The organism is Brachybacterium sp. AOP42-C2-15 (genome assembly GCF_052377065.1).
Lineage (GTDB): Bacteria > Actinomycetota > Actinomycetes > Actinomycetales > Dermabacteraceae > Brachybacterium.
Genome location: NZ_JBQSWK010000018.1, coordinates 25340 through 47233, shown reverse-complemented (window position 1 = coordinate 47233; position 21894 = coordinate 25340). Strand labels below are relative to the sequence as shown.

The 21894-nt window shown below is 69.0% G+C and carries 20 protein-coding genes; 9 read left to right on the top strand and 11 right to left on the bottom strand.

Annotated features, from left to right (window positions below):
* Nucleotides 1–33: 33 nt before the first annotated feature.
* The 9 genes from ACT3SQ_RS11410 to ACT3SQ_RS11370 all read left to right on the top strand — a co-directional run bounded on the left by ACT3SQ_RS11410 (nt 34) and on the right by ACT3SQ_RS11370 (nt 10293).
* Nucleotides 34–276, top strand: coding sequence for a DUF6458 family protein (locus tag ACT3SQ_RS11410; RefSeq protein WP_441445457.1), 243 nt, complete (start codon nt 34–36; stop codon nt 274–276).
* A gap of 330 nt (nt 277–606) precedes the next feature.
* Nucleotides 607–2091, top strand: a complete 1485-nt coding sequence (locus tag ACT3SQ_RS11405; protein WP_442332121.1) for a malate:quinone oxidoreductase — start codon at nt 607–609, stop codon at nt 2089–2091.
* Nucleotides 2092–2168: 77 nt separating this feature from the next.
* Entirely contained in the window at nt 2169–2954 is a 786-nt protein-coding gene (locus ACT3SQ_RS11400; RefSeq protein ID WP_441445459.1) for a (Fe-S)-binding protein, read from the top strand.
* Nucleotides 2951–4621, top strand: coding sequence for a lactate utilization protein B (locus ACT3SQ_RS11395; protein WP_444601140.1), 1671 nt, complete (start codon nt 2951–2953; stop codon nt 4619–4621). The genes ACT3SQ_RS11400 and ACT3SQ_RS11395 overlap by 4 nt, the downstream gene beginning before the upstream one ends.
* Nucleotides 4618–5391 (top strand): LutC/YkgG family protein, encoded by a 774-nt coding sequence (locus ACT3SQ_RS11390; protein WP_442332119.1) that lies wholly within the window; start codon nt 4618–4620, stop codon nt 5389–5391. The genes ACT3SQ_RS11395 and ACT3SQ_RS11390 overlap by 4 nt, the downstream gene beginning before the upstream one ends.
* Complete coding sequence (locus tag ACT3SQ_RS11385; protein WP_444502573.1) at nt 5388–6353, top strand: aldose 1-epimerase family protein; 966 nt, start codon at nt 5388–5390, stop codon at nt 6351–6353. Before ACT3SQ_RS11390 ends, ACT3SQ_RS11385 begins: the two co-directional genes overlap by 4 nt.
* Before the next feature lie 155 nt (nt 6354–6508).
* Complete coding sequence (locus ACT3SQ_RS11380; RefSeq protein ID WP_444601139.1) at nt 6509–8029, top strand: sugar ABC transporter ATP-binding protein; 1521 nt, start codon at nt 6509–6511, stop codon at nt 8027–8029.
* Nucleotides 8022–9101: an ABC transporter permease gene (locus ACT3SQ_RS11375; RefSeq protein ID WP_444502575.1), complete on the top strand. Its 1080-nt coding sequence runs from the start codon at nt 8022–8024 to the stop codon at nt 9099–9101. Before ACT3SQ_RS11380 ends, ACT3SQ_RS11375 begins: the two co-directional genes overlap by 8 nt.
* Before the next feature lie 133 nt (nt 9102–9234).
* On the top strand, nt 9235–10293 hold the full coding sequence (locus tag ACT3SQ_RS11370) for a substrate-binding domain-containing protein (RefSeq protein WP_442332116.1): 1059 nt from the start codon (nt 9235–9237) through the stop codon (nt 10291–10293).
* A 125-nt stretch (nt 10294–10418) separates the two neighbouring features.
* On the opposite strand, the gene ACT3SQ_RS11365 is transcribed toward ACT3SQ_RS11370, so the two are convergent.
* The 11 genes from ACT3SQ_RS11365 to ftsH all read right to left on the bottom strand — a co-directional run bounded on the left by ACT3SQ_RS11365 (nt 10419) and on the right by ftsH (nt 21893).
* The gene (locus ACT3SQ_RS11365) at nt 10419–10748 is read right to left on the bottom strand and encodes a histone-like nucleoid-structuring protein Lsr2 (protein WP_441445465.1); all 330 of its coding nucleotides are present in this window, start codon (nt 10746–10748) and stop codon (nt 10419–10421) included.
* A 300-nt stretch (nt 10749–11048) separates the two neighbouring features.
* Nucleotides 11049–12557, bottom strand: a complete 1509-nt coding sequence (lysS, locus tag ACT3SQ_RS11360; protein WP_441445466.1) for a lysine--tRNA ligase — start codon at nt 12555–12557, stop codon at nt 11049–11051.
* A gap of 43 nt (nt 12558–12600) precedes the next feature.
* On the bottom strand, nt 12601–13491 hold the full coding sequence (panC, locus tag ACT3SQ_RS11355) for a pantoate--beta-alanine ligase (RefSeq protein ID WP_442332115.1): 891 nt from the start codon (nt 13489–13491) through the stop codon (nt 12601–12603).
* Nucleotides 13488–14393 carry a Rossmann-like and DUF2520 domain-containing protein gene (locus ACT3SQ_RS11350; RefSeq protein WP_441445468.1) on the bottom strand — a complete coding sequence of 302 codons (906 nt, stop codon included), beginning with the start codon at nt 14391–14393 and terminating at the stop codon, nt 13488–13490. The genes panC and ACT3SQ_RS11350 overlap by 4 nt, the downstream gene beginning before the upstream one ends.
* Complete coding sequence (locus tag ACT3SQ_RS11345) at nt 14390–16108, bottom strand: PH domain-containing protein (RefSeq protein WP_441445469.1); 1719 nt, start codon at nt 16106–16108, stop codon at nt 14390–14392. Before ACT3SQ_RS11345 ends, ACT3SQ_RS11350 begins: the two co-directional genes overlap by 4 nt.
* Nucleotides 16105–16806 (bottom strand): PH domain-containing protein, encoded by a 702-nt coding sequence (locus ACT3SQ_RS11340; RefSeq protein ID WP_444502576.1) that lies wholly within the window; start codon nt 16804–16806, stop codon nt 16105–16107. Before ACT3SQ_RS11340 ends, ACT3SQ_RS11345 begins: the two co-directional genes overlap by 4 nt.
* Nucleotides 16807–16909: 103 nt before the next feature.
* The gene (locus ACT3SQ_RS11335; protein WP_441445471.1) at nt 16910–17419 is read right to left on the bottom strand and encodes a DUF3180 domain-containing protein; all 510 of its coding nucleotides are present in this window, start codon (nt 17417–17419) and stop codon (nt 16910–16912) included.
* Nucleotides 17416–18333: a 2-amino-4-hydroxy-6-hydroxymethyldihydropteridine diphosphokinase gene (gene folK / locus ACT3SQ_RS11330; RefSeq protein ID WP_442332113.1), complete on the bottom strand. Its 918-nt coding sequence runs from the start codon at nt 18331–18333 to the stop codon at nt 17416–17418. Before folK ends, ACT3SQ_RS11335 begins: the two co-directional genes overlap by 4 nt.
* The gene (gene folP, locus ACT3SQ_RS11325) at nt 18330–19121 is read right to left on the bottom strand and encodes a dihydropteroate synthase (protein ID WP_441445482.1); all 792 of its coding nucleotides are present in this window, start codon (nt 19119–19121) and stop codon (nt 18330–18332) included. The genes folK and folP overlap by 4 nt, the downstream gene beginning before the upstream one ends.
* Before the next feature lie 71 nt (nt 19122–19192).
* On the bottom strand, nt 19193–19759 hold the full coding sequence (gene folE, locus ACT3SQ_RS11320) for a GTP cyclohydrolase I FolE (protein WP_441445473.1): 567 nt from the start codon (nt 19757–19759) through the stop codon (nt 19193–19195).
* Nucleotide 19760: 1 nt separating this feature from the next.
* Nucleotides 19761–21893 carry an ATP-dependent zinc metalloprotease FtsH gene (gene ftsH / locus ACT3SQ_RS11315; RefSeq protein ID WP_441445474.1) on the bottom strand — a complete coding sequence of 711 codons (2133 nt, stop codon included), beginning with the start codon at nt 21891–21893 and terminating at the stop codon, nt 19761–19763.
* Nucleotide 21894 lies beyond the last annotated feature (1 nt).

Here is a 21894-nt window from a genome sequence, read left to right as displayed (position 1 = left end):
CCACGTCATACTTTCTGCGTGAAGGAGCATCCCATGGGCGCCATCGTCGGCGGCATCATCCTGTTCGTGCTCGGAGCCATCTCCCGCTTCGCCCTCGAGTTCGACCTGCCGGGCGTGGACTCCACGATGCTCGGCACCATCCTGATGGTCGCCGGGGCGGTGCTCTTCGTCGTGGGCCTGCTGCTCTCACTGCGCTCGCGCAAGACCGTGGTCAACACCCAGAGCGCACCGGGGCACACGGTCTCGGAGCGTCGGGATCCCCCGCCCACCGTCTGACCGTCCTGTCTGACCGTTCCGCTGTCCTGTCTGACCGTCCCGTCTGACCGTTCCGTCTGACCCTCACCCCTCGTCCGACCAGAGGCGGCGCCCCGATCCGGGGTGCCGCCTCTGTCTGTCGTTGTCGGTGTTGGCGCAGGGACGGAACCGGCCAGGGGAAGGACAAGGGACCGACGGCGCGCACCTGAATGTCCACCGTCAGCCCGGGGGGATGAGGCGGCGGAGGGGCCCGGACACGGGATACGCTGGATGCCACGACCGCCCGGAGCCGCACGACGCGACGTGCCGACCGGCCTCGAGGCGCGTGACGTGCACAGCGAACGGAGAGATATGGCTGACCTGGACGTGACCCGTGCGGATGCGGTGCTGATCGGTGGAGGCATCGCCAGCGCGACCCTCGCCGCGATGCTCACCGAGCTCGAGCCGAGCTGGAACATCGTGGTCCTCGAACGGCTCCACGAGCTGGGTGCGGAGTCGAGCGACGCCTGGAACAACGCCGGCACCGGCCACAGCGCGCTCTGCGAGCTGAACTACACGCCGCAGGACGTCGACGGCTCCGTCAGCCCTGCCAAGGCGATCTCCATCAACGAGCAGTTCCAGGTCTCGAGGCAGTTCTGGGCGCATCTGGTGGAGAACGACCGCATCGGTGATCCGGCCAAGTTCATCCACACCGTCCCCCACATGAGCTTCGTGCATGGCATGGAGAACGTGGACTACCTGCGCCGTCGACATGAGGCGCTCGCCGCGAACCCGCTGTTCGACCGCATGGAGTTCACCACCGAGCACGCTCAGCTGGCCCAGTGGGCACCGCTGGTCTCCGAGGGCCGACCGGTCACCGAGACCATCGCGGCCACCCGTTCCGCCGACGGCACCGATGTCGACTTCGGGGCCCTGACCCGCCAGATGCTCGACTTCGCCTCCCGCACCGGCACCACGGTCTCGACCGGTTCCGAGGTAGTCGATCTGCGCCGCATGGGTGAGGACTGGGGCGTGATGGTCCGCTCCACCAAGGACGACTCGATCCGGGTGGTGCGCGCGCCGTTCGTCTTCGTCGGCGCCGGCGGCTACGCGCTGCCGCTGCTGCAGAAGTCGGGGATCGACGAGATCCGCGGCTTCGGCGGCTTCCCGATCTCCGGCCAGTGGCTGCGCTGCACCGATCCCGAGGTCATCGCCCGTCACGACGCGAAGGTCTACGGCAAGGCGGCGGTGGGTGCACCGCCGATGAGCGTCCCGCACCTCGACACCCGCTTCGTCGATGGAAAGCGTGCCCTGATGTTCGGCCCTTACGCCGGCTGGTCACCGAAGTTCCTCAAGACCGGCAGCTACACCGACCTCTTCGAGTCGATGAAGCCCTCGAACATCACCCAGATGATGGCGGTGGCTCCCCCGAACCTCGACCTCATGGTCTACCTCGGCTCGCAGCTCGCCGCCACCCACCACCAGCGCTTCGAAGCCCTGCGCGAATACATGCCCGCCGCGCACGAGGGCGACTGGGAGGAGATCACCGCCGGCCAGCGCGTCCAGGTGATCGCCCCTGACAGGGCCAAGCACGGCGTGCTGCAGTTCGGCACCCAGCTGATCACCGCAGCCGACGGCTCGATCGGCGGCATGCTCGGCGCCTCCCCCGGCGCTTCGACGGCCACCAGCATCATGCTGGGCCTGCTCGAGAAGATGTTCCCGCAGCGCATCGAGGCCTGGCGTCCCACGCTCACCCAGATGGTCCCGAGCTGGGGCCGATCGCTCTCCGAGGATGCTGACGAGGCGCACCGCACGCTCTCGCGCACCGCCGAGTCGCTGGGGCTGAGCCACGCCTGACCTCTCACCGGCGCGGCCGCTCCCCTGCAGGGCGCGGCCTCGTCCCCGAGCGCACGACTGAGGAAGAAGGACCACGGATGCGCATCTCGCTGATGACCACCTGCCTGGTGGATGTGATGGCGCCGGACGTCGCCCGGGCGACGGTCACGCTGTTGGAGCGGCTAGGGCACCAGGTGGTGTTCGACAAGCGCCAGACCTGCTGCGGCCAGATGCACACCAACTCCGGCTACTACACGGAGGCGGCCCCGGTGGTGCGGTCCTTCGTCGACACCTTCGAGCCTGCACTGGACACGGTCGACGCGATCGTGATGCCGTCCGGTTCCTGCGTCGGCTGCGTGCGCGACCAGCATCAGCTGGTCGCTCGGCATGAGGGCGACAGCGAGCTGGAGGAACGTGCCGCGGCGGTCTCGGCGAAGACGTACGAGCTCTCCGAGCTGCTGGTGGACGTGCTCAAGGTGACCGACGTCGGCGCATATTTCCCGCACTCGGTGACCTACCACCCCACCTGCCACTCGATGCGGTTCCTGAAGGTGGGCGCGCGTCCGCTCAAGCTGCTGCGGGCGGTGGACGGCATCGAGGTGAAGAACCTTCCCGAGTCCGATACCTGCTGCGGGTTCGGCGGCACCTTCTCCGTGAAGAACGACGCGACCAGCGATGCGATGGTGACCGACAAGGCCGCCAACGTGGTGCGCAGCGGTGCGGACTTCGTGGTCGCCGGCGATGCCTCGTGCCTGATGAACATCGGTGGCAAGCTGCGCCGCACCGGCGCCGCGCCGAAGTCGATCCACCTGGCGCAGATCCTCGCCTCGACCAAGGAGGACCCCTTCGTCCCCTCGGAGACCATCCTCGGGAGATCCGCATGAGTTCTACGAGCACAGTCCACCTCGGGATCCCCCAGGTCCGCCCTCAGCACGCCTCCCCCAGCTCGACCCTGCGGGGCGAGCGCGGCTTCCCGGAGGCCGCACGGGACGAGCTCGCGAATCCCACGCTCCGAGAGAACCTGCGCCGGGCCACCTCGACGATCCAGTCCAAGCGTGCGTCAGCAGTCCGTGAGGTGCGGGACTGGCAGAAGCTCCGCAACGCCGGCAGCGCCTTGAAGTGGCAGGTCACAGATCATCTTCCCGAGCTTCTCGAGCAGCTCGAATCCTCCGTGACCGCAGCCGGCGGCGTGGTCCACTGGGCCCGCGATGCCGAGGAGGCCGGAGAGATAGTCACCGCCCTGGCCCTCGAGCGCGGCGCGCGGGAGGTGCTGAAGGTCAAGTCGATGGCGACCCAGGAGATCGGACTGAACGAGGCGCTCGCCCACGCCGGGATCAGGGCGATCGAATCCGATCTCGCCGAGCTGATCGTTCAGCTGGCCGATGACACGCCCAGCCACATCCTGGTGCCTGCGATCCATCGCAACCGTGCGGAGATCCGGGAGATCTTCCTGGCCTCGATGCCGGACCTCGATGAGTCGATCACCGATGAGCCGGCTGAGCTCGCTGAGGCGGCACGTCGTTTCCTGCGGGAGAAGTTCCTGGACATGCCCGGCTCGGTGGCGATATCCGGGGCGAACTTCGCTATCGCGGAGACCGGCACCCTGGTGGTCGTCGAATCCGAGGGGAACGGCCGCATGTGCCTCACGCTCCCGAAGACGCTCATCTCCGTGGTGGGGATCGAGAAGATCGTGCCGACCTTCGAGGACCTCGAGGTCTTCCTGCAGCTGCTGCCCCGCTCCTCCACCGGGGAGCGCATGAACCCGTACACCACGATGTTCACCGGGGTCCATGACGGGGACGGGCCCGAGGAGTTCCATCTGGTGCTGCTGGACAACGGCCGCTCCGCGGTCCTCGAGGACCCCGAAGGCCGCAGCGCACTGCACTGCATCCGATGCTCGGCCTGCCTGAACGTGTGCCCGGTCTATGTCCGTGCCGGCGGCCACGCCTACGGCTCGACCTATCCGGGCCCGATCGGGGCGATCCTCTCCCCCCAGATGACAGGGATGAGCGGGGACGACGATCCCAACTCGACGCTCCCCTATGCCTCGAGCCTGTGCGGCGCCTGCTACGACGTGTGTCCGGTGAAGATCAACATCCCGGAGATCCTGGTCCACCTGCGGGCGAAGGACGTCGACCGCCGCCGGGAGACCCGTGGAGACTTCCACGGCACGTGGGACATGGCACTGAAGGGAGCAGGCAAGCTCATGTCCTCTCCCCGCGCCTACGACCTCGCGGTGCGCTCCGCCGGTCCCCTGACCTCTGTGCTGGGTGGGAAGAACATCGGCAAGCTCCCTGGTGTGCTCCCGCTGATACCCGGCTGGACCGATCACCGTGACCTGCCCAAGCCCGGCACTTCCTTCCGCTCCTGGTGGGACCAGCACGAGAAGGAGCGCGCAGCGGCCGACGGCGCCGCTGACCCCGTTGGCCCCGAGAGCGCCACTGGCACTGGCACTGGCACTGGCACTGGCACTGGCACTGGCACTGGCGAGGCCGCCACGGCGCCACCCGCCGGTCCCGACGCCGCGCCGGACAGCGAGGAGCAGGCATGACCGAGTGGACCGATGCCCGCCCGCAGCGCACCCCGGGGATGAGTGCGAAGGACGAGATCCTCGCCCGACTCCGGACCGCACTGGACGCCCCGCGCCGCGACGAGATCACCGAGGCCGCCGACGTGCCGCGCAGCTATCAGCGGGCCGACGACAAGCAGGAGCTGCGCACAGCACCCGAGAAGGTCCGCGGGGTGCTGGTCCAGCGTCTGGAGGACTACACCGCGGTCGTCCACCGGACCACCCCGTCCGAGGCGCCTGCAGCGGTCGCCGCCGCCCTCGGGGCCGCCCGCACCGTGGTCGTCCCCTCCGGTCTTCCCGATGCGTGGACGACGGCGGTGGAGGCGGAGCTGATCGTCGACGACGGCAGCGCCGACCCGCACCAGCTGGATGCGATCGATGCCGTGCTGACCGGCTGCCACACCGCGATCGCGCTCACCGGCACCATCGTGCTGCGAGGCGACGAGCGGGGCGGCCGCCGCGCGATCTCGCTGGTGCCGGACCATCACGTGATCGTGGTGGACGCCGACCAGGTGGTGCTCGGCGTCCCGAAGGCGATCCAACGCATGGGCGAGGATCCCCGTGCCGCCTGGACCATGATCTCGGGACCCAGCGCCACCAGCGACATCGAGCTGGAACGGGTCGAAGGCGTGCATGGACCGCGCCGCCTCGACGTCGTGCTCATCGAGCCCGCACCGGACCCGACGCCCGAAAGCGAGCCCGAGATCCAGCCCGTGACCCAGCCCGCGACCGACCAGGAGAACACCCGATGAACGATTCCATCCCCACCGAAGGCCTCGAGCTGTCCGTCGGCGACGGCCTTCGTGACCGTGGCGAGCTGTTCACCATCGCGGCCGGGGCATATCGCGCCGAGGTCTCCGCAGTGGGGGCCATCCTCGAGTCGCTCACCCTCAGCGGCCGAGATCTGCTGGTCCGCAATCCCGAGACCGGGCCGATGAAGTTCTACCGCGGCGCGATCGTGGCCCCCTGGCCCAATCGGATCGGGGACGGCCTCTACACCTGGGACGGACAGGAGATCCAGACCCCGCTGACCGAGCCCGAACGGGGCAATGCTCTGCATGGGCTGGTGTCCTTCCAGAGGTTCACCCCGGCGACCGTCTCCGACGACGAGCTGGTGATGATCACGGAGCTGTTCCCCTCTCCTGGCTATCCCTTCCATCTGCTGCTGACGGTGCACTACGCGCTGGACCCTCAGGAGGGCCTGAGCACGACGGTGACCGCCCGCAACCTCGGCGCGCTGGACGCTCCCTATGGGGTCTGCCCGCATCCGTACCTGGTCGCCGGCCCGGAACCGCTCGATGAGTGGTCCCTGGAGTTCGACGCCGGCACCGTGCTCACCGTCACCGAGGATCGGCTCCTGCCCACCGGCACTGCAGCGATCGCGCCCGGGTCGGATTTCGACTTCCGCAGTGCGAAGGTGATCGGCTCGCTGTTCATCGACCATGCCTTCACCGACCTCGGCCGAGATCCGCAGGGACGGCTCACGATCACCGTCAGCGCCCCGGGCGGCACCGGTGTCGAACTCTCCGCAGGTCCGGAGCTGCCGTGGTTGCAGGTGCACACCGGAGACCGACCGGAGCCCGAGAACAATCGGCTCGGACTCGCTGTGGAACCGATGACCTGTCCCCCGGATGCCTTCCGCAGCGGCACGGACGTGGTGCGCCTGAGCCCCGGGGCGGAGCACGCGGCAGCCTGGACCCTGCGCGGCTGGTGAGCGGACCCGCGGAGCACACCCTGCGGCTACGGCGCGAGCCGAGCAGACCGGCGGGTGGCTCCGCGGCATCAGCGCCACAGCATCAGTTCCGCTACGGTGCGGTCGGTGTCGAAATTCTGGTTGACTGTTAAGTATGTTCATCTAACATAGTGGGCATGGTCACAGACGACCCCCCGGCGGCACTGCTGCGAGTCACCCACCTGGTCAAGCACTTCCCCGGCGCGAAAGCGCTCGACGGCGTGGACTTCGACGTCCGTGCGGGCGAGGTGCACTGCCTGCTCGGCCAGAACGGCGCGGGCAAGTCCACGCTCATCAAAGTCCTCGCCGGCGCTCACCAACCCGATGCCGGGCACATCCATTGGCAGGATGAGGCCGTGACGATCGCGTCGCCCACCAAGGCGCTCGACCTCGGCATCGCCACCATGTACCAGGAGCTCGATGTCGTCGACGGCCTGACGGTCGCGGAGAACATCTACCTCGGCCATGAGCTGTCCCACGGTGGAATCCTGCGGCATGCCGAGACCCGCGCCCGCACCCGCGACCTCCTTCGCCGCCTCGGCCACCCGGAGATCCGGCCGTCCCAGGACGTGGGCAGCCTGTCCGCAGCCGGCAAGCAGATCGTCTCCATGGCGCGCGCCCTGTCCCATGACGCCAAGGTGATCGTCATGGACGAGCCTTCTGCGGTGCTCGACCCGGAAGAGGTGGACAACCTCTTCCAGGTGGTCGAGTCGCTCACTGCCGAGGGCCTCGCCGTCATCTACATCTCCCACCGGTTGGAGGAGATCAGGCGCATCGGCGACCGGATCACCGTGCTCAAAGACGGCAGGACCGTCGCCACCGGGCTCGCCGTCGCCGACACCCCGACCGGGGATCTCATCGAGATGATGACGGGCCGCCGGGTCGAGAGCGACTTCGGCGGCGCCGGCGTCGACGAGTTCGGCGACGTGGTGCTGGAGGTCGAAGGGCTGGCGCTCGCGGGAGTGTTCGAGAACGTGAGCTTCGAGGTCCGCTCCGGGCAGATCCTCGGCCTGGCCGGCCTGGTCGGCGCCGGGCGCTCCGAGATCCTCGAGACGCTCTACGGCGCACGACCGGCAGCCGCGGGCACCGTCAGGGTCGCTGGGCGACCGATGCGCACCGGTTCTGTCACTCGCGCCGTCCGCCGTGGCATCGGACTGGCCCCCGAGGAGCGCAAGAGCCAGGGCCTGCTGCTGGATGAACCGATCTATCGCAACATCACGCTCTCCACGTTCGCCCGGTTCGCACGCGGCGGCTTCCTCGACGAGCGTGCTGAGCGTCGGGCCGCCGTGGAGCAGATCTCTGCGCTCCACCTCGCGCCGGAGGATCCGGATCGCTCGATCAGAACCCTCTCCGGAGGCAATCAGCAGAAGGCGATGCTGGCCCGCTGGCTGGTGCACGGATGCAGAGTGCTGCTGCTCGATGAGCCGACCCGCGGGGTCGACGTCGGCGCACGCGCCGAGATCTACGCCCTGATCCGGCGCCTGGCGCGACAGGGCACCGCCGTCGTCGTGGTCTCGAGCGAGATCGATGAGGTCCTGGGACTCGCAGATCAGGTCCTCGTCATCGCGGATGGTGCCGTCGTGCACGACGGCCCTGCGGCACAGATCGATGAGCACGGGGTGCTCGACCTCGTCATGGAAGGAACCGCACATGAGTGATCAGGCATCGCGCAGCGATGGAGGGGCAGCGCTGGACAGCAGCTCCCCGCCCCCGACGACCCGCACGCTGCGGCCTGTGCCGGATCCTGGAGGGCGGGGCGTACGTGCCCGCCTCGGAGGTGGCACCGGACTGGGCCGCAGCCTCGGACTCGTCGTCGCGCTGCTGCTGATCTGTCTCGTGGGCGCCCTGACCAGCGGCGACCGGTTCCTCGATGTCGACAACGTCCTCACCATCGTGCGGGGGGCGGCGGTCATCGGCGTGGTGAGCATCGGCATGACCTTCGTCATCACCGCCGGCGGCATCGACCTGTCTGTCGGCTCGGTGCTGGGCCTCGCGAGCGTCTGGGCGACCACACTCGCCACCCAGGCCATGGCAGAGGACGTGCACTGGCTCGTGATGGTCTTCACCGCAGTCGCGGTCGGCACTGCCGCAGGCATTGTCAACGGAATCGTCGTCTCCTACGGCAAGGTCGTCTCCTTCATCGCCACCTTCGCCATGCTGATCGCCGCCCGCGGCCTCGCCGAGATCATCTCCGGTCGTGGAACCCAGCTGGTCACGAACGACGGCTTCGACGACTTCTTCGGCGGCAGCCTCCTCGGTGTGCCGACCATCGTGTGGATGTTCCTCATCGTCGCGGCAGTCGGCTGGGTGGTGCTGAACCGGACCACCTTCGGCCGCCGGACGGTCGCTGTCGGCGGCAATGCGGAGGCCGCGCGTCTGGCGGGGATCAACATCAGGCGGCACACCGTCTACGTCTTCGCGCTCAGCGGCTTCACCACCGGCCTCGCAGCCGTGATGATGCTCGGGCGCACAGGTGCCGGCAGCTCGACCAACGGGACGCTGTACGAACTCGATGCGATCGCGGCCGTCGTCGTCGGCGGCACCCTCCTCATCGGTGGGCGCGGCACGATCGTCGGCACGGTGATCGGGGTGCTCATCTTCCAGACCCTGACCAACGTCTTCGTGCTGAACAACCTCTCCACCTCGGTGCAGGCGCTGGTGCAGGGCGCGATCATCGTGATCGCGGTCCTCCTCCAGCAGCGATTCGTCGTCCGCGCCAGATCGACCTGAGCCTGCCATCCCAGGCCCCTGATCCCCACTCCGATCCCGATCCCCACTTCAACGCCCACTCCGACGCCCAACCCGCCGCATTTTCGGCCTCTCCCTGCCCGCCACTCCCCCACCACCCCAAGGAGAATCCCCCATGACCGCATCAATGACGTTGCGTCGCCGTGCCACAGCCGTCTTCGCCGTGCTCGCCTCAGCAGCACTGCTCGCCTCGTGCACGGGCAACACCCCGGAGAGCACCGGCGGCGGAGCCGGCGGCAACGAATCAAATGCCGGCAGCAGCAATGACGAGACCGGAGAGACCATCACCATCGGCTTCTCCGCCCCGGCCGCCGACCACGGCTGGATGGCGGCGATGAGCACCCTCACGCAAGAGCTGGCCGCTGAGTACGACGACGTCGAGCTGTTGGTCGCCGAGGGCACGAACGACGTCAACCTGCAGATCAGCCAGATCGAGACCTTCATCAACAATGACGAGGTGGACGCTATCGTCGTGGTCCCCTTCGATGGCGCCGCGCTGACCGGCGTCGCACTGCAGGCGATGGATGCCGGGATCCCCGTCGTCAACGTCGACCGTGAATTCTCCGACCCCAACGCCGCACGTGTGACCGTGATGGGGGACAACTACGGGATGGGCCACAACGCCGGCGAGTACATCTGCGAGCGGGTGGGCGATGATCCCGACGCTGTGATCGCCGAGATCACCGGCATCTCCTCCCTGCCCCTGACCGCGGAGCGCACCCAGGGATTCGAGGATGCGCTCGGCGAATGCGGCCAAGATGTCGACAACCGCGTCGATGCGGACTTCACCGTCCAGGGCGGGGAATCTGCGACCGCCAACCTGCTGCAGGCCGCGCCCGAGATCGACGCCGTCTGGAACCACGACGACGACCAGGGTGTGGGGGTGCTGGCCGCCATCGAGAACGCCGGCCGTGACGAGTTCTTCATGGTCGGCGGTGCCGGCTCGGCGAACATGATGCGTCACATCCAGGACGGTGACTCGGTCGTCGAGGCCACCGTGGTCTACCCCTCCAGCCAGGCAGCCAACGGTGTCGCGCTGGCGCGGCTGCTCGTCCAGGGCAAGTCGCTCTCGGATCTCGTCGAGAACGAGGTCCCCCGCCAGGTCCAGCTCTTCGCCCCGGTGGTGACCAAGGAGAACGTCGACCAGTACATCGACTCGGCCTTCGAGTCCTGAGGCCTGAGGCCTGAGGCCTGAGGCCTGAGGCCTCGTAGCGTGAAGGCCCGCCACCGATGGGTGGCGGGCCTTCATGCTGCTGAGGGGCTCTGCGGTCGCTCACCGCGCCCGCGGAGAAGCAGGGATCACTCCCCGTGCGCCTCTTCGTACGCCGTGCGGATGGTGCCGGAGATGCGGCCGCGGTCCGGGACCTCGTAGCCGGCCTCACGGGCCCACTCGCGGATCCGCGCGGAATCGTTCGAGCCGCTGCGCGCGGAGGAGGTGCCACGAGCGCGGCGGCCGCCAACACGGCGCGCCTTCTCCGTCCAGCTGCTGAGCTCCTCGCGGAGCTTCTTCGCGTTGTCCTCGGAGAGGTCGATCTCGTAGGCGACGCCATCCAGGGCGAAGCTCACCGTCTCATCGGCCTTATCGCCGGTGAGATCGTCGATGAGCTCCACGTACGTCTTCCGTGCCATAGGGGTTCTCCCTCGTTGCTGTGACTTCATACTTCTGCGCAAACTCTGGTGAGTTCGCCGTCAGCACCAAGTATCCAGTTCGGCGACGCAGATATCAATATCATTCAGATTTTCAATCAGGCGGAGTGATTCGGTTCATCCCTATCGTGGCGCTCACGATATTCTCGCTCGACCTGACGTTCGATCTCACGCTCACTGCGATCTGCCCGCATAATCGCTCGAATCGTGAACCAGAACAGCAGGCCCACGCCTATCGATGGGAGCAGCGCCCCGGCCTCAAACCAGAATCCCGAGTCCATCTCAGGCCTCAGGCTTCACAAGGGGGAACAGGATGGTCTCGCGGATCCCGAGGCCGGTCAGGGCCATCAGCAGGCGATCCACGCCCATGCCCATGCCGCCGGTCGGCGGCAGCGCGTACTCCATCGCCTCGAGGAAGTCCTCGTCCAGGCGCATCGCCTCGTCATCGCCCTGGGCCGCCAGCTCTGCCTGCTGAGCGAAGCGCTCGCGCTGGATGACGGGATCCACCAGCTCCGAATAGCCGGTGCCCAGCTCGAATCCGCGCACGTAGAGATCCCACTTCTCGACCACGCCCGGCTGCGAGCGGTGCGCGCGCACCAGGGGGCTGGTCTCGACCGGGAAGTCCCGCACGAAGGTCGGCTCGTACAGGTGATCTCCGACCTGGTGCTCGAACAGCTCCTCGACCAGCTTTCCGTGGCCGTACTTCGGGTGATCCAAGTCCAGATCCAGGGAACGTGCGATCTCGCGCAGACGCTCCGGGGTGGTCTCGGGAGTGATCTCCACGCCGAGGGATTCCGAGAGCGATCCGTAGACCGTGATCTGCGCCCATTCCCCGGAGAAGTCGTATTCAGACCCGTCGATGAGGGTCACGGTCTGCGAACCGGTCGCACGCTCAGCAGCTTCTTGGACAAGTGTCCGGGTGAGGTCGCCGATGGTGTCGTAATCCCCGTACGCCTGATAGGCCTCGAGCATCGCGAACTCCGGAGAATGCGTGGAATCAGCACCCTCGTTACGGAAATTGCGGTTGATCTCGAAGACCCGCTCGAGACCACCCACCGCAGCGCGCTTGAGGTAGAGCTCGGGAGCGATCCGCAGATACAGGTCGAGATCGAAGGCGTTCATGTGGGTCACGAACGGTCGTGCCGCCGCGCCCGAGGGGATCACCTGCAGCATCGGGGTCTCGATCTCGACGTAGTCGCGATCGTGGAAGGAGGTGCGCAGGGAGTGCATGACCTCGGCGCGCTGACGCACGGTGTCACGGGCCTCCTGCCGCACGATGAGGTCGACGTAGCGGTGCCGCACCCGGGATTCCTCGGACAGTCCGGCGTGGAGCACCGGGAGCGGGCGCACTGCCTTGGCCGCCATCTGCCACGACTCGGCGAAGATGCTCAGCTCGCCGCGCCGGGATGCGCCGACCCGGCCCTGGAAGAACACATGATCGCCGAGGTCGACATCGGCTTTGAGATCCGCCAGTCGCTGCTCGCCGATGACGGCCTGCGAGGCCATGATCTGCAGGCGCTCTCCGGCACCATCCTGGAGGGTGATGAAGGCCAGCTTGCCGGTGTTGCGCTGGAAGACGACGCGCCCGGCGACGCCCGCCACGTCCTGGGTCTCCTCGCCGGCGGCGAGGTGGCCGTACTGCGCGCGCACCTCGGCGATGGTGGTGGTCACCGGCACCGAGACGGGGTAGGCCTCCTCCCCGCGCGCCAGCAGGCGCTCCCGCTTGGACTTGCGGACCGCGACCTGGTCGGAGGTGTCCGTCGTCTCGAGGGCAGGGGAATTCTCGCTCATGACGGTGATTGTCTCATCACTGCCGCTGGGAATGCCCGCTGGATCAGGGGGCTGTCGCCACTGCCACAGCTGCATCGAGCAACCGGGTGCCCTCGACGCGCCCCGCGAGGACCACCAGGACCTCACCGCGATGGTCCTGACCGACCTGCTCGAGGGTGCCGGGGTCGAGGGCGAGCGCATAGTCCCACTCGATCTCGGCCCGGTCCACGGCCTGCGCGAGAGCGGCCCTGATCCCCGCGACCGAAGGCGCAGCCGCGAGTGCAGCGGAGATCGTGCGCGAGAGCGCGAGCGCCTGGTCCCGGCCCTCCGGGCTGAGGTAGGCGTTGCGGCTGGAACGGGCCAGTCCCGTCGGCTCGCGCTGGATCTCGACCGGCTCGATCCGCACCGGGAGGTCCAGATCAGCGACCAGCCGCTGGATGATGGCCAGCTGTTGGGCGTCCTTCCGCCCGAACACGCTCAGATCGGGAGCGGTGAGCTGCAGCAGCTTGGCCACCACCGTCACCACCCCGTCGAAGTGTCCCGGGCGCGCAGCGCCTTCGAGGATCGTGCCTGCCCGCCCTGCGGTCACGGAGACGGTGGGTGGCAGCACCGGGTACATCTCCTGGACCGAGGGGGCGAAGACCACGTCGACCAGCCCGTCGACGAGGGCGAGGTCCGCATCGAGGTCGCGCGGGTACGCCTCGAAATCCTCGCCCGGGCCGAACTGGAGGGGGTTGACGAAGTCGGTGAGGATCACGTGATCGGCGAGCCCCCGAGCGCGCTGGACCAGCGCCAGGTGCCCGGCGTGCAGGGAACCCATCGTGAAGACCGCCGCGACGGTCCCCGTCATCGCTGCGCGGTGCTCGCGCAGCTCTGCCTTGGTGCTGATGAGCGTGGTGGCACGGCGCTGGTCCGCACCATGCTGCGGCTCGCGGGAGCCAGAGTCCAGGGTCATGAATCGTCCTTCAGCGGCGGATGGTCCTCGAGCAGGTCCCGGATCAGCGCCCGGGTGCCCTCCGGGAGTCTCGCACGGCGCAGGGCCGCGAGTGCGAGGGCACGGTAGGTGGCGGAGGTGTCCCCGGGATCGCCCGGGGCCCCGGTGGCGTCCAGGTCACGCAGTGCCCCGAGGTGGGCGGTGACGGTGCCCGCGTCCCCGCGCATCACGGGTCCGGTCAGCGCCTTGTCCCCGTGACGCAGAGATTCGTCGAGCGCTGCCTCGAGCAGCGGCCGCAGGTACGCTCCCGGATCCTCGATCCCCAGCCGTGACAGTGCGTCACGGGACTGGTCCACCAGCACCACCAGATGATTCGCGGCGTGGGCCAGGGCTGCGTGGTAGAGGGGGCGATCCCCCTCCGCGACCACGACCGCGTCTCCGCCGAGCTCGACCGCCAGCGCGGCCGCGATCGGCAGCAGCTCAGGCGTGGCGGTGATTCCCATCGGGCAGCCGATCAGCCGGGCGAGATCGGCCTGGGTGCCGGTGAACGTCATCGCCGGGTGGAGGGCCAGGGTCGCGCAGCCGGCCTGGGCGAGCGGCGCCAGCACTTCGATGCCGTAGCGGCCCGAGGTGTGCATCACGAGCTGGCCGCCCGGCACCATCCCGGTCGCTGCGATGCCTGCGGCCAGAGGGGCCAGTTGGTCGTCCGGCACAGCCAGGATCAGCATCTCGCTGCGTTCGACCAGGGCCGGCACATCCAGCAGCGGCACTCCGGGCAGGAGCTGCCGAGCTCTCTCGCGGGAGTCGTCGGAGACGGCGTAGGCGCCGGTGATCGCATGGCCCTCGGCCCGCAGCGCGGCGCCGAGGACCGCACCCACCCGGCCGGCCCCGATCACACCGATGCCCAGGCGGGGCGGCATCATCGCTCCCCCTCGAGCTCCACCGGACGGGGCGGCTGCCCGGCAGGTCCGGCGAAGCTCAGGGCGGGCTGCGGCCAGTGCTGGCGGTCCCGGTAGCGGCGCAGCGTGGCCGCATCGCGCGAGAGCACGCTGTGGAGTCCGAGCACCTCGGCGCGGGGCAGGTTGCTCACGGTCACCGTCTCTCCGGCGATCCCCACCTGCAGATCGAGGACCCCGATCTTCCGGTTCAGAGGGCCGTCGTCGACGGAGAGCTGTTGGATGCGCTCGCGGGGAACGATCTCGACGTGCCTGGTCAGCAGTCCCCCACGTTTCACGAGAGCACCGGGCAGCAGCACGGTCACCTCGGTACGACGGGCGATCCAGTACGGCCGTACCTGCGTGCGGAACCCGTCGATCTCGCGTGCCGGGGCGGTGAGCAGGTGCTCGATGTAGGCCTCGTCATCCGCGGTGCCGAGCGGCACGGCGAGGTGGCCGAGGGTGGCACGCAGCTCCTCATGAGTGCCGACGGGAAGCACGTTCTCGGCGCCGTTCTCGCTGTCGTCATCGATGCCGGCGACGGTGGCGGTGGCGGCGGTCCAGCCGGGACCGCGCCAGAGCAGCGGGCGGCGCAGCTCGATGCGCTGGATCCGACCGGAGGCGATGTTGTCGGTGCGCGTGTTGGCCAGGCCCCGTCGCATCCGGAGCCCGCGGTCGGTGAACCGGGAGACGAATCCCCATCCGGATTCGATGCGGCCGAAGATGTACTTCGGGACGGCGATCGCGGCGGGCGCCAGGGCGATGAACATCGCGATGTTGATCCCGTCCTGCCAGATCGCGAGCGCGACGGCGACGGCCACGCCGATGAGGCTCATCACCACGCCGATGAGGAAGCCGATGTCCCGCGCCAGGGAGCGGATGAGCCGTTCGGTGGGCACCTGCGCGATCAGCTCACCGTCGGTGACCCCGTCGACCAGGAGCTGCTCGAGCCGTCCGGAGGCGCCGTCGGTGCTCTCGTTCTGCGGGTGCAGGTCGGCAGTACCTGCAGTTCCCGTTCCCTCGTATCGGTCGGCGCCGTCCGTGGCAGGTTCGCCCACTGTCTCCGGCGCGGAACGCTCGGCGATGCCGAGGATCCCTCGTCGGAGGTCCTCCGCCGCGGTGGACTTCACGTACTCGATGTCGAGATAGGACTCGCCGCCTCCGGCGACCTCGACGCGCACCTTCGCCAGTCCCAGCAGCCGGGCCAGCAGCGGGCGTTCGACGGAGACTGACTCGATCCGGGCCCGGGGTGCGTACTCGCGGGAGCGGCTGATCATGCCGGTGTGCAGCGAGACGCCGTCCTCATCGACCGCGTAGGTGGTGAACCACCAGCTGAGGGTCGAGAACGCGATCGCGATGATCGCAGCGGCCAGCAGCACGCCGACCCCGATGAGAGCGCGACGGATCGTGAACTCGTCGAGCAGCTGGGCGATGTTCTGCGCCGCGATCACCGCGATCACGCCGACCACGATCTTCCAGCCAGTCACCAGCGGGGTGATCGGGTGGGTGCGGTGACGCGGGGTCGAGGGATCCGGCTCGGTCGCGGCCTGGTGATCAGCCGCGTTCAGCAGTCCGCTGTCTGCGGGTGCCGGGCTGGCCGGAGCGGGCGGACCGGTAGGACTGGCCGGGCTGGTGGGACCGCCCGGGTTGGTGGGATCGTCCGGGTTGGACCGGCTGGACGGGCTGGTCGCTGAGCTGCTCACAATGCCGCCATGAGATCGATGCCGCGGTCGGTGAGCAGGGAGCGCAGGCGCTCTGCCTCGGCCTTCGGCAGACCCGGCAACGTTTCGGTGCCTCCGCCCGCGGCCGTGGTGATCGTGAGCGTCGCGAGCCCGTAGCGCCGCTCCACCGGTCCCTCACCGATCTTCACGGACTGCACGCGGCCGTACGGGATCGTGTGGACGGAGCGGAACATGATGCCGCTGGCGATCGTCAGGTCCTCCTCATCGTCCAGGTACCCGATCGCCCGAACCCTGCGCGGGGTGAACAGCAGGCTCTGGACCATGATCAGCAGAGGCAGCAGGCCGCATGCCGCGATCCACCACCATCCCGTCAGCACCGTGCCCACGATCGCGGCGATGATCAGCACCAGCCAGATGGCGTACCCGATGCTCCCCGCCATGTAACGAGCGGGGATGAGCTTCAGCGAGACGGGGCGCAGAGCCTCGGCACCGAGCAGACCCGCAGGGTCGTCGGACAGCACGCGCCCGGACCCTGCGGGGGCACCGGCAGACGCCGCGGGGTCACCCGCAGACACAGTGGGGGCGCCGGCAGACGCCGCAGAGGTGCCGGCAGACGCCGCGGGCGCGTCAGCGGACGCCGCAGAGGTGCTGGTGGACGCCGCGGGAACGTCAGCGACCGGTGCGTAGAGGTGCTCGTGGGGGTCGTGAGCTGAGGTCATGGGCACCATCGTGTCATCCCGCGGCCACTCGCCGCGCCCACCGTGGGAGGAAGTTGATCCGTCGAAAGTCGACACGGACGGAGCGTCCACGTAGACGCAGGGCTCAGCTGCCAGCGCCTGCGCCTTCCGCTGAGCCCTCGCCGTCCTCCGGCGGCAGCTGGCCCCAGTGCTCGACGATCACGCCCAGCACGCCGAGCACGATCCCGGCGATCGCCGCGGCAGCAGTGGGCAGGACCCCCAGCAGCGGGTCGCCAGTCCCGGTCAGGAGCAGGAACAACGCCTGACCAGCGAAGATCCCCCCGACCACCGTGCCGGTGTATGCGCAGGCACGGGCCAGCAGCACCGTGCGATAGGCGGTGGGCAGATCGATCTGGTGGCGGCGAGGGGCGAAGCTGGGGTGCTCCTTGCGCTGCTGGCTCTCGAGCATGTAGCGACGCAGCGGCAGGCCGTGCACCAGCAGCACCGCCGCCAGCGCCAGCAGCACCAGCGTGGTCAGCCAGCCTGCGATCGGCAGCGAATGGCCACGGGAGGCGAAGGCCTCGAGCATCTGCGCCCCGAAACCCGCACCGATCACGAGGATCAGCACCAGGACCGGCACGTTCAACGGCTTCACGAGATTCCGAACCCCTCGACGACCGGCCCCGGTCGCAGTCCTCCCAGGTCCGCAGCACGGGCCAGCAGAGCGTCAACCGGTCCGTGCCCCGGCAGCTGCGCCTGCGGGCGGGCGGCGTGCCAGGGAGCGAGGACGAAGGCTCGCTCGTGGGCGCGTGGGTGCGGGACCGTCAGCTGCGCGTCCTCGCTCACCCAGTCGCCGTAGGTGATGACGTCCACGTCGAGAGTGCGCGGGCCCCAGCGCACCAGGCGTTCCCGATGAGCGGCATGCTCCGCACGGTGCGCCGCCTCGAGCAGCGCGAAGGGGCCCAGCACCGTGCGCACCCCGATCACCGAGTTCAGGAAGCTGCCCTGCTCCGCGGGCCCGCCGACGGGCGCGGTCTCCAGCACCGGCCCGGTCCAGGCCACGTCGATGCCGTCCGTCGCGGCCAGGTGGGCGAGCGCGCCCTGCAGGTGCTTCTCCCGCTCCCCCAGGTTGGTCCCCAGCGCCAGGACGGCCGAGATCGGCGGGGCGTCCCGCTCGATGCTCACGGTGACGGCGCCGACGGGCAGCCCGACGGGGGCGGATGGCTTATGAACTCGGACTCCGAGACGCCGTACCAGGGGATGTCCGGTGTCCGTCAGGATCCGTGTGGCGATCCGCTCTGCGAGCGTCTCGACCAGGTCGTAGGGGCCGCCGGTCATCTCCTCGTGCACCGCTGCCGCGACCTCGGCGTAGTTCACGGTGCGAGAGAGCGCGTCGGTGGCACCCGCGGGCGCGGTGTCGAGATGGAGCGTCACATCGACCTCGAACTGCTGGCCCAGGCGCTTCTCCTCCTCGAGCACCCCGTGGTGCGCCCAGGCTCTGATTCCAGCCACCTCGATGCGGTCCAGTCGCCCCGGGCCGGTGCCCGGCTGGACGGGCTGCGCCGTCATCGTCGGATGCTCCGACGCAGACGGTCGCCCACTGTCACTGCGGCGACCGAGGATTCGACGTCATGCACGCGTACCGCCCAGGCGCCGTGCTCCGCGCTGTAGGCGCTGATGGCAGCGGTCGCCAGGTCGCGATCCACTCCGAGCGCGCTGAGGAATCGTTTCCGGGACGCCCCGATGAGCAGCGGCAGTCCGTGGGAGCTCAGCGTCGGCCAGTCGGCCAGCACCTCCCAGTTCTGCTCTCCCGTCTTGGAGAAGCCCAGGCCCGGGTCGGCGACCAGGAAGCTGTCCTCCACCCCCGCCTCGCGCAGGGCGGCGAGCCGCTCGGCGAGCTCGGCCGCGCTGTCGCGCGCCACATCGCGGTAGACGGCGAGCTCGTTCATCACGTCGCTGTGCCCGCGCCAGTGCATCGCGATGAAGACCGGCGGGGTGCCCAGGCGGGTGCGGAGCCGGGCCACCTCGCGGCCCATGTCCACGTCGGCACGTCCGGCGGAGACGTCGTTGACGATCAGCGCCCCCTCCTCCACGCTCGCCGCCGCGACGGAGGCCCTCATGGTGTCGACGCTGACCACGACATCCTTCTCCGCGAGAGCTGCGACCACCGGGAGCACCCGGCGCAGCTCCTCGTCCTCGTCCACGCGCGGTGCGCCGGGACGGGTGGACTCCCCGCCGACATCCACGATCGCGGCGCCCTGGTCGACCAGTCGGAGGCCGTGGGCGATCGCGGCGGGCGCATCGTCGTGCGCGCCGCCGTCGGAGAACGAGTCCGGGGTGACGTTCAGGACGCCCATCACCAGGGTGTCGTCGATGTCCAGCCGCTCAGGCAGACCGGAGGGGCGGCGGGGCGTGCTGCTCACTTCGCTCACGCCCTGTTGATCAGGGCCATGGCCTCGCCACGGGTGCTGGGGCTGTCGCGCAGCATTCCTCGCACGGCGCTGGTGACGGTGCGGGCGCCGGCCGCGCGCACTCCTCGCATCGACATGCACATGTGCTCGGCCTCGATCACCACGATCGCCCCGTCGGCGCCGAGCTCGTCCATCAGCGCGTCGGCGATCTGGGTGGTGAGCCGCTCCTGAACCTGGGGCCGGCGGGCGTAGACGTTCACCAGCCGGGCGAGCTTGCTGAGCCCGGTGACCGCGCCGCTGCCGGGGATGTATCCGACGTGGGCTGCGCCATGGAAGGGCAGCAGGTGGTGCTCGCACATCGAGTAGAAGGCGATGTCGCGCACCAGCACGAGCTCCTGGTGCTCGATGTCGAACGTGGTCGAGAGGGGCTCACGGGCATCCTGCGTGAGGCCCGAGAAGACCTCCGAGTACATCCGCGCCACCCGGGCTGGGGTCTCGAGCAGCCCGTCACGGTCGGGATCCTCACCGATCGCGGCGAGGATCTCCCGCACAGCGGCCTCGATCCGGGGCTGGTCCACGCTCATCTCAGCGCTCCGTCCCCTCGGTGCTGCCGTAGTCAGTGCTGCCGTAGCCGTAGCCGGTGCCGCCCTCTCCGGGGGCACCACCCTGCGGGGCGCCCGGGATCTGCGGGCCCTCACCACCGGGGTGCGGCAGCTCGGGGGCGCCCGGCTGCAGTGGCTCCCCGGCGTCGTGCGCCTCGGTACCGGTCGCGGTGATCGTCGCCCCGACGGACGGCGCGGCCAGCGCGGGACGCTCGGCGCTGGAGACCCAGACCTCGCGCGGCGGCTGCTTCTTGACATCGCGGAAGATCACGGCGAGCTCGTGCTCGTTGAGGGTCTCCCGCTCGAGCAGCTCCTCCACCAGGCGGTCCAGCACGTGACGGTTCTCCACGATCACGGCCCAGGCCTCGTCCAGCGCGGTGTCCAGCAGCATCCGGACCTCCTGATCCACGAGGCTCGCGGTCTCTGCGCTGAAGCGGGGGGCCTGCCCCTGCTGCATCCCCACGAACACCTCGTCCTGCTCGCCGGCCAGGGCGACCTGGCCCACGGCGTCGCTCATCCCGAGCTGCATCACCATGGTGCGGGCGATCTTGGTGGCGTTCTGCAGATCCGAGCTGGGACCGGTGGTGACGTCGTGGAAGATGCTCTCCTCCACCGCGTAGCCGCCGAGCGCGTAGGCCAGCCGATCCAGCAGCTCGTTGCGGGACTGGTAGTTGCGGTCCTGGGTGGGGACCACCATCGTGTAGCCGCCGGCGCGGCCGCGCGGCAGGATCGTCACCTTGGTGACGGGGGCGGAGTTGTTCATGGCCGCCGCGACCAGGGCGTGGCCGCCCTCGTGGTACGCGGTCATCTGACGTTCACGCTCGCTCATCACCTTCGAGTAGCGCTGCGGCCCCATGGAGACACGGTCGATCGCCTCATCCAGGGCGCGATTGTCGATGATCTGGTTGCCGGAGCGTGCGGTCAGCAGCGCCGCTTCGTTCAGGACGTTCGCGAGATCGGCACCGGACATGCCGATGGTGCGCTTGGCGACGTGCTCGAGGTCGACGTCGTGCGCGAGCGGCTTGCCCTTGGCATGCACGCCGAGGATCTGCAGGCGGCCCTTCATATCGGGGGCCTCGACAGCGATCTGGCGGTCGAACCGTCCCGGTCGCAGCAGCGCGGGATCCAGGATGTCCACGCGGTTGGTGGCGGCGATGAGGATGACGTTCTGGTTCTCGTCGAACCCGTCCATCTCCACCAGCATCTGGTTCAACGTCTGCTCGCGCTCGTCGTGACCGCCGCCCATGCCAGCACCGCGGTGGCGGCCGACGGCGTCGATCTCGTCGATGAAGATGATCGCCGGAGAGTTCTCCTTGGCGGTGTTGAACAGGTCGCGCACGCGGCTCGCGCCGACGCCCACGAACATCTCCACGAAGTCCGAGCCGGAGATCGAGTAGAAGGGCACGTTCGCCTCGCCTGCCACGGCCTTGGCCAGCAGGGTCTTGCCGGTGCCGGGCGGGCCGTAGAGCAGCACGCCCTTGGGGATCTTCGCGCCGACTGCCTGGTACCGCCCGGGGTCGACGAGGAACTGCTTGATCTCGTCGAGCTCCTCGACGGCCTCCTCGGCGCCTGCCACGTCCGCGAAGGTGACCTTGGGGGCCTCCTTGTTGAACAGCTTGGCCTTGGACTTCCCGAACTGCATCGCCTTGCCGCCGCCCTGGGCGTTCATGATCAGGAACCAGAACAGGCCGATGAAGATCAGCAGCGGGAGGAAGGACAGCAGCAGGGTGGACCACCAGGAGCTGCTGGCGATCTCGTCCGTGTACCCCTTGGCCGGAGCCGCGTCCTCGACGGCCTGCACCACGGCCTCACCGCGCGCGTCGACGTAGGAGAAGCGCACCTCGGTGCCCTTGTTCTCCTCGCCGTCCACGAAGTCCTCGGTCAGGACCAGGTCGACCCGCTGCTGGTTGCCGTCGATGATCTTCGCCTGCTCGACAGTGCCGCCGGCCAGCAGCTCGAGTCCCTGCTGGGTGTCGATCTGCTGATAGCCGTCGCGGCCGAACAGGGAGAACATCGCCATGCCCAGCAGCAGGGCGACGATGATCCACAGCGCCAGCCCGGTGAACGGGCGACGCTTCTTGCCGCCGGAGCTCTTGGACTTGGGGGAATCTGCCATG

Coding starts and splice junctions, on each gene's coding strand:
- ACT3SQ_RS11410 (WP_441445457.1), top strand. CDS start 34: ATGGGCGCCATCGTCGGCGGCATCATCCTGTTCGTGCTCGGAGCCATC.
- ACT3SQ_RS11405 (WP_442332121.1), top strand. CDS start 607: ATGGCTGACCTGGACGTGACCCGTGCGGATGCGGTGCTGATCGGTGGA.
- ACT3SQ_RS11400 (WP_441445459.1), top strand. CDS start 2,169: ATGCGCATCTCGCTGATGACCACCTGCCTGGTGGATGTGATGGCGCCG.
- ACT3SQ_RS11395 (WP_444601140.1), top strand. CDS start 2,951: ATGAGTTCTACGAGCACAGTCCACCTCGGGATCCCCCAGGTCCGCCCT.
- ACT3SQ_RS11390 (WP_442332119.1), top strand. CDS start 4,618: ATGACCGAGTGGACCGATGCCCGCCCGCAGCGCACCCCGGGGATGAGT.
- ACT3SQ_RS11385 (WP_444502573.1), top strand. CDS start 5,388: ATGAACGATTCCATCCCCACCGAAGGCCTCGAGCTGTCCGTCGGCGAC.
- ACT3SQ_RS11380 (WP_444601139.1), top strand. CDS start 6,509: ATGGTCACAGACGACCCCCCGGCGGCACTGCTGCGAGTCACCCACCTG.
- ACT3SQ_RS11375 (WP_444502575.1), top strand. CDS start 8,022: ATGAGTGATCAGGCATCGCGCAGCGATGGAGGGGCAGCGCTGGACAGC.
- ACT3SQ_RS11370 (WP_442332116.1), top strand. CDS start 9,235: ATGACCGCATCAATGACGTTGCGTCGCCGTGCCACAGCCGTCTTCGCC.
- ACT3SQ_RS11365 (WP_441445465.1), bottom strand. CDS start 10,748: ATGGCACGGAAGACGTACGTGGAGCTCATCGACGATCTCACCGGCGAT.
- lysS (WP_441445466.1), bottom strand. CDS start 12,557: ATGAGCGAGAATTCCCCTGCCCTCGAGACGACGGACACCTCCGACCAG.
- panC (WP_442332115.1), bottom strand. CDS start 13,491: ATGACCCTGGACTCTGGCTCCCGCGAGCCGCAGCATGGTGCGGACCAG.
- ACT3SQ_RS11350 (WP_441445468.1), bottom strand. CDS start 14,393: ATGATGCCGCCCCGCCTGGGCATCGGTGTGATCGGGGCCGGCCGGGTG.
- ACT3SQ_RS11340 (WP_444502576.1), bottom strand. CDS start 16,806: ATGACCTCAGCTCACGACCCCCACGAGCACCTCTACGCACCGGTCGCT.
- folK (WP_442332113.1), bottom strand. CDS start 18,333: ATGACGGCGCAGCCCGTCCAGCCGGGCACCGGCCCGGGGCGACTGGAC.
- folP (WP_441445482.1), bottom strand. CDS start 19,121: ATGGGCGTCCTGAACGTCACCCCGGACTCGTTCTCCGACGGCGGCGCG.
- folE (WP_441445473.1), bottom strand. CDS start 19,759: ATGAGCGTGGACCAGCCCCGGATCGAGGCCGCTGTGCGGGAGATCCTC.
- ftsH (WP_441445474.1), bottom strand. CDS start 21,893: ATGGCAGATTCCCCCAAGTCCAAGAGCTCCGGCGGCAAGAAGCGTCGC.